This window comes from Propionivibrio sp., assembly GCF_016790145.1.
GTDB lineage: Bacteria > Pseudomonadota > Gammaproteobacteria > Burkholderiales > Rhodocyclaceae > Propionivibrio.
In genome coordinates this window covers 1-6,634 of record NZ_JAEUOI010000162.1, presented here as the reverse complement: position 1 = coordinate 6,634, position 6,634 = coordinate 1, and the positions used below count along the sequence as shown (strand labels likewise).

Genomic DNA, 6,634 nt, shown 5'->3' with positions numbered 1-6,634 from the left:
GATTTGTGGACAATTCGCCTACGGCGAACCGGGACGCTTGCCGTGGAAAACGCTGCGCGTTTCCCACCGCGCGCCCCTTTGCCCACAAGCTCCACAGACCGCAATCTGTTTTTATATATATTCAAAATCAGAACATACAAGGGGATTTCCTACGAGGCATAACCCGACGCCAGTGCGGCATCCGCTGTACATCCAGTCAAGCTGCGCGTACAATGTAAGCACTTGTGTAACCACTTTATGGAATCCCCATGGAATCCACCACTCGTTCGCAATCGGAGCAATACAGCGGCAAGGTCACGCCCGTTGGCAACTCGAAGGGTATCCGCATTGATGCCGCTTTTTTCAAGGCGCACCCGGAATTCAGCGGTGATGTACGGGCTACCGTGCTTGCCAATGGTCAGGTTCTTCTGTCGGCCAATAACCCAGTATCGCGCCGGCTCAAGAAGGAAGAAATCGACCCGGTCATGCTGGGCTTCTTGAGCTTCCTTGAAAAGCAGATGGCTGAGCATCCCGACCTGATCGAGCCGGTCGACCGCGATCAATTGGCCCGCATCGGAAAGCTGGTCGAGGGAGTGGAAACTGACGACGCGACCCACTGAACTTCGCGTCATGGTGAAAGTGACAAACCCTGCCGACTGGCAACTGTTCTATTTCAGGCCGTTCAAGGCTGCTCTCGATGAGCTTGAGCGGGCAGTCACCAAACTCGCCCAGCAAGACCCGACTGACTACAAGGCGCATCCCAAAACGCGGCTACTGGCTTCAGTGTACAAGGCCATTACGCAACTTGTTCCGGCCAATCCAGACCATCCCGATTTCCGACTCGGCAAGACTCTCGGCTTGGAGTACACCAACTGGCGGCGTGTGAAGAAGGGGTTGCCCGACCGTTACCGTCTTTTCTTCCGTTTTGCTTCCAGCCCGGTCAGGTTAATCGTTTACGTCTGGTTCAACGACCAGGACACTCTGCGCAAGGCTGGCTCGAAGACCGATGTCTATGAAGTCTTCAAGCGAATGCTGGCACGGGGAGATGTCCCGTCGTCAATGATCGATCTGTTGAACGCCAGCAGTCGCCTATAGCCTGGAGGTTGGCAGCACCTCAGTCGCAGTACCTCGTCTGACCCCTAGATTGGCAATTTGATAGCCTTTGTTGTTCAACTAGCCATCGAGAACTGCCATGCCGAATAAATTATGCAATTGGGGTGACAGCCTTGGTGCACGGCTTCCCCAGTACGTTGTAGAGCGCACCGCGATGCGTTCGGGAGACCTGCTGTACATCCGCTTGACCGATGAGGGCCTAATTGTCATCAAGCGTGACAGTGCGCGTGACATTCCAATTGGCTACCTGCCAAACGATTCTCCAGCCAGCTATGTCCCTGGCGATTCCCCGCCCAAGGTCAAGAGCAGTGTGACTGTTGAAGAAAAGTGGTGAGCAGTTTCTTACGGAAGAAGACATCGCTTGGGCTATGCACAATGTTGTCGGGATAATCATCAATCTGTATCGGCTCGGCAATTAACCGACAGTGCAGCCAAAGGAATGCCACACTTTTCAGTGGCGGTTCCCTGTTGATAAGCTGCCGTTAAGGCAGGATGGAATCGTTCTTGGTTGTTTCGAATAATCGTATATAATCGAAACGTCTGAAACGAAAGGATATTCGCCATGCGTCCAAATATTGCAACACAGCCGCGTGCAAAGCGCTCGCCATTGCTGCGCGGAGCGTGCGAAAAATCAGCGCTGGCCGTTATCTCCGCCATGCATGGGGCAACACCGGGAAAGACTTCCTCGGAAGAAATGACGGACTTGGTTGATTTGCTGACGGGTGTCATTGAGCAGACTACGGAGTTGCTCCTCGCCGGCAAACATGTTCGAGTCATCGAGGATGACGACGCCATGACTACTCAGGAGGCGGCTGATCTCCTCAATGTTTCGCGGCCTTATCTGGTCAAGTTGCTCGAGATGGGGCAAATTCCACAATTGCCCAAAGTCGGTCGTCATCGTCGCGTCACCCGAACTGCCGTGCTTAAATACAAGCGAACAAGAGATGCCCAGCGCGAATCAGCGCTAAAAGAACTCGCCGCGCTCTCGCAAAGCCACCAACTCGGCTATTGAGGCCATGTCACCGGTTGTCGTTCTCGACGCCTGCGTCCTCTACCCGGCCGCGCAGCGGGACTTGTTCATGTGGTTGGCAGCCAGAGGAGTGATTCGAGCTCACTGGACGAACGAAATCCACGACGAGTGGGTGCGCAATGTCGAGCGTGATTCTGGCATCGCCCGTAGTGTTCTGGAGCGTGTACGCAAACTGATGGATCGCGCCGCTGGCGATGCTTTGATCAAGCACTATCGCCAGCACGAGCACCTGTTCGCCAAGACCGACGCCAATTGGTGATTGAGTATCGCTTGTGCCAAGCACAATGTTATCGTGATAATCATCAATCTGTTTCGGTTCGGCCACAAGTGGAAGTTGGCGAATCCTCTCCAGTGCGGACATTGGCACTAACGAAACCGCTATCAAACAAATCCACAGAGGATATTGCGCACAAGCAGTAGAATCGATCGATATCTAAAATGAGAAAATAATGACCGCGCCAGAGAGGGGAAAATCAGGAATGGAAACCTATTTTGCTTCCAAGAAGAGTCCATTAGCGAAGAGCAGGATTTACATTTGGGCTGGTCTTGCAATGGGAATGGTTCCAGTGACCTACATGCAACTCAGTCGCGATGGGAATATGCATTTCCCTGTGTTTTCATTGGTTTTTCTTGTCGGGTTAGGGTTGCTTATGGAGTGGCTTTTCCGTAAGCAAATCAGACCCGGCCGACCCCTAGTTACGCTGACAGACGAATCCATTGAGGCACCGAACCTGACAGGAAATATGAAACGTATTCTTTGGGCTGATATTGAGAAAATATCACTCGACGCCATCCAGGGCGCACGAATGCTGTCATTTCATCTTAAAGCATCCACTGGTGTGTTGAACAAGCGAAGCTTCTTGTCCGGGGCCAACCCCGGCAAACCAACGCTCGCGCTGTCACCCTTCTCAGTTGAAGATCAGGAGCGGCTTCTCGACGCAGTAAACCTCAGACACGCAAAGGCATCGGGCCATGTGCCGGAAGGACAGAGCGCAATAAGCAACGAGTTGAAGGAAGAGCGAGAGTTTCAGGAAAAGTTGAAAGCGCTTCAACCGCATGCGTTGGTAACGTATGCGATTATCGTTATTAATGTTTTGATCTGGCTTGTAACACTTACTCAGGGTGCCAGCATTTTCAATACGCCTGCGGACAAACTTTTTGTTTGGGGTGGCAACGCCGCTTCCGAAGTTCAGAAGGGCGAATGGTGGAGGATGCTCAGTGCCACCTTCCTGCATAGCGGGTTCCTCCATGTTGCCATGAACATGCTTGGACTCTATACGGCAGGTGTGATTGTGGAACGCATCTATGGGCCACGTCTCTTTCTGATCATCTATTTTGGCTCGGGCCTGTTGGGTAGCGCCCTAAGCCTTAATTTTTCGGCACAACAGGCGGTTTCCGTAGGAGCTTCTGGTGCAGTTTTTGGAGTAACAGGGGCGCTACTTATGGCTGTATTTCAGCACCGCGATAAACTGCCGAAAGTGTTCAGCAAACAGACGTTGAGTGGAATTGGTTTTTTTGTGCTGTATTCACTTATGCAGGGACTTGGAAAAAACGGCATCGATAACGCGGCACACATTGGTGGTTTAGTGGGAGGATGTTTGGCGGCCTTTATTCTGCCGGAACGTTTTGACATGACATATTTCCAGCGCTCATTTGCCAAACGCACAGTAGCTGCGCTTGTTATCCTGAGTGCCGCAACGTTAAGTCTGGCTGCAATGGCTCCTCGAGCAGCGATAGATCAAGCACGTGTTTTCGCGAGCAACGAGATTCTTGCCCAAGCATTTAAGCGCTTTGACCAAGGAGTAATAGCACTTCAGCAAGAGCAAGCAGACATTAAGGCAGGAAAGATTTCTGAACGGGAAGCGGATGAACGGAGCAGAGCGGTTCACGCCCAAGTATTTCTCGACGTGGCTAATGAGTTGTCGCGGGTTGTGTTACTCCCCAGTGACCCGCGAGAACCCCTTTTGAGAGACATACAGCGTATGTCTGAACTGCTGTATGAATCTCTGGCAATGGAATCGGTTTTCAATGAGCAATCAAAGAAATTCGAACCGGCCAACCCAGAACGTGCAGCGAAGATAGATGCGGAATTTGGCAAGATAAGCGAGCGCGCAATGAAATTTGCGAATACCGCGAAGAAGAAGTGACAAGTCAATTATTCAAGGTTGTACATCTGGTTTTGCAAAATATGGCAGGACGCTTAGGGTCATGCGCCTGCACAGAGCATCGTTAAAAGCATCCCAAATGGATTCTCGAATTGGTATCCAGACTAAAGGTAATCCGCTATGCATTTGAGTCGGCATCAGTGTTTTTCAATTGCATTAGCGCTGTTTCCTGTGACCGCGATTTGGCTTGTTAATGGTTTTTATGTGGAAGCGCTCGTTAGAACCAGCCCGACATTCTTCTGGATCGTTGACGTCGCTCAATGGATAGTTCTGCCTGTAATGCTTCTTGTGATGATTGCCAAGAAAGCGGCAATACTCCCGAAGCACTATGGTCTTGATACCTCGAACCTTCGCTGGCAGTCCCCGATCTTCGAATCACTGGTCGTTTTCGTAACGGGGCATATCGTCTTCACAAGGACGAGCCATCTAACTTGGCTATTACTCGGCAAGCCTAGCAGCCTGTCGGGCTTTGTCTGTAGATATGCTATAATCATGCCTCGATGCTTTGACGGACACGGAAATGGCCTTTCAGCCGATAGATCGAGAAACGGATTACCTGCTACCGCCCTCGGTGCAGGAGTGGTTACCCAAGTCGCACCTGGCGCGCTACGTGGTTGATGTGGTCGAAGGGCTGGATCTGTCGGCGCTGGAACGGGCGTATGCCGGTAGAGGCAGCGAGGCCTACCATCCGGCGACGCTGCTGTCCTTGCTGATTTATGGTTACGCCACCGGCACCTTCTCCAGCCGCAAGATCGAACGAGCGACCTACGACTCATTGGCGTTCCGGTATATCGCCTGCAACCGGCATCCGGATCACGACACCCTGGCGACGTTCAGGACGCGCTTTGGCAAGGAATTCGAATCGGCGTTTGTTCAAGTGCTTCAGGTGGCCCGCGAGAACCAACTCTCGCGCTTTGGCACGGTCAGCCTGGACGGCACCAAGATTCACGCCAACGCCAGTCGGCACAGCGCGCTGTCGTACGGACACTGCGAGAAGATCGAGGCTCATCTGAAAGCCGAGGTGCAGGAACTGCTGGCGCTGGCCGCAGAGGCCGACCAGTCGGCCGTGCCGGACGGTGTCAGTCTTCCCGACGAGATCACGCGCCGGGAAGATCGTCTGGCCGCGATTGCAGCCGCCAAGGTCAAGATCGAGGCACGAGCCAAGGAGCGGTTCGCGGGCGAGCAGGCCGACTACGAGGCCAAGCTGGCCGCCCGTGCGGCCAAGGCAGAGACCGGCAAGACGCCCCGCGGCAAGGGGCCGAAGCCCCCCGAGTCGGGCCCGCGAGCCAACGACCAGATCAACCTGACCGACGAGGAATCGCGGATCATGAAGGTGGCCGGCGGCGGCTTTGAGCAGTGCTACAACGCCCAAGCGGTCGTCGACACCGAATCCATGCTCGTCCTCGCTACGCACGTCACGCAAGCCACGAACGACAAGGAACAAGTCGAGCCGATGGTGGAGAAGATACGCGCGAATCCCGAAGGGCTCAATCAGCCCGAGACCTGGCTGGCCGACACCGGCTACTACAGCGCGAAGAATGTGGATGTATGCCTTGCCGCGAAGATTGAGCCACTGATCGCCGTCAAACGCGAAGAGCACCACCCGGACTGGCGCGACCGTTTTACCGAACCGCTGCCGCTGGCCGACGATGCCTCACCGGTCGAGACCATGAAACACAAACTCAAAACACGAACTGGACGTGCCGCCTACGCGCTACGCAAGCAGACGGTCGAGCCCGTGTTCGGCATCATCAAGTCGGTGATGGGCTTCCGCCAGTTTCTGCTACGCGGTCTGGATAACGTCAAGAACGAATGGACGCTGGTTTGTCTTGCGTGGAATTTGAAGCGCATGGCCATATTGCGTCCACAGTAAAAAAATAGGACAGGAGCATTGTAACCCCATGCCAAATCAGCCTGATTTCCACCAAAAATGCGTCAATTTTTCCCGGATCGTGAAATTTGACCGCTGGTCGGACTCAAGTCCGACGGGCTGCTAGTGGAATGTTTACCATTACCAAGGTGTTTCCTGACGGACTGTTGGGGAAGGTAGCTTGGCTTTATTCTTCATTCACTGCCGGTATCGTTGAAAGCATTTTTTTTATTGGTTTGCCTTGGCTTCTTTATCGAAATATTCGGGACCATCCATCACGTATCGCATTCACGATATTGGCCTCGCTCGTTTTTGCTCTTGCTCATTGGGAGCAAGGCCCTCACGCCGTGGTTGGTGCTGCTTTTTATAATATTGTTGCATGCTTTTGGTTCTTTTACTTTGGCACTTTATGGCCTATTGTGGCTGGCCACGTTTTGGTCGATTTGGTTGCGTTTTCATAGTGATGAGTTGAATTAG

General features: G+C 53.1%; 8 protein-coding genes. All 8 read left to right on the top strand.

Features of this window, described 5'->3' with window-relative positions; translation table 11 throughout:
* Positions 1 to 248: 248 nt before the first annotated feature.
* The 8 genes from JNM42_RS13445 to JNM42_RS13410 all read left to right on the top strand — a co-directional run bounded on the left by JNM42_RS13445 (position 249) and on the right by JNM42_RS13410 (position 6,618).
* A complete protein-coding gene (locus tag JNM42_RS13445; protein WP_294270852.1) occupies positions 249 to 599 on the top strand; it encodes a type II toxin-antitoxin system PrlF family antitoxin in 351 nt (116 codons plus the stop codon).
* A gap of 10 nt (positions 600 to 609) precedes the next feature.
* Positions 610 to 1,074 (top strand): type II toxin-antitoxin system YhaV family toxin, encoded by a 465-nt coding sequence (locus JNM42_RS13440; RefSeq protein ID WP_294270849.1) that lies wholly within the window; start codon positions 610 to 612, stop codon positions 1,072 to 1,074.
* Positions 1,075 to 1,171: 97 nt separating this feature from the next.
* Positions 1,172 to 1,426, top strand: a complete 255-nt coding sequence (locus JNM42_RS13435) for a hypothetical protein (RefSeq protein WP_294270847.1) — start codon at positions 1,172 to 1,174, stop codon at positions 1,424 to 1,426.
* A gap of 228 nt (positions 1,427 to 1,654) precedes the next feature.
* Positions 1,655 to 2,104, top strand: coding sequence for an excisionase family DNA-binding protein (locus JNM42_RS13430; RefSeq protein ID WP_294270844.1), 450 nt, complete (start codon positions 1,655 to 1,657; stop codon positions 2,102 to 2,104).
* Between the two features lie 4 nt (positions 2,105 to 2,108).
* On the top strand, positions 2,109 to 2,381 hold the full coding sequence (locus JNM42_RS13425; protein ID WP_294270841.1) for a hypothetical protein: 273 nt from the start codon (positions 2,109 to 2,111) through the stop codon (positions 2,379 to 2,381).
* 220 nt (positions 2,382 to 2,601) lie between these two features.
* A complete protein-coding gene (locus JNM42_RS13420) occupies positions 2,602 to 4,269 on the top strand; it encodes a rhomboid family intramembrane serine protease (protein ID WP_294270838.1) in 1,668 nt (555 codons plus the stop codon).
* Positions 4,270 to 4,807: 538 nt separating this feature from the next.
* Positions 4,808 to 6,160 carry an IS1182 family transposase gene (locus tag JNM42_RS13415; RefSeq protein ID WP_294270835.1) on the top strand — a complete coding sequence of 451 codons (1,353 nt, stop codon included), beginning with the start codon at positions 4,808 to 4,810 and terminating at the stop codon, positions 6,158 to 6,160.
* Positions 6,161 to 6,288: 128 nt separating this feature from the next.
* Positions 6,289 to 6,618, top strand: coding sequence for a CPBP family intramembrane glutamic endopeptidase (locus tag JNM42_RS13410; RefSeq protein ID WP_294270833.1), 330 nt, complete (start codon positions 6,289 to 6,291; stop codon positions 6,616 to 6,618).
* Positions 6,619 to 6,634 lie beyond the last annotated feature (16 nt).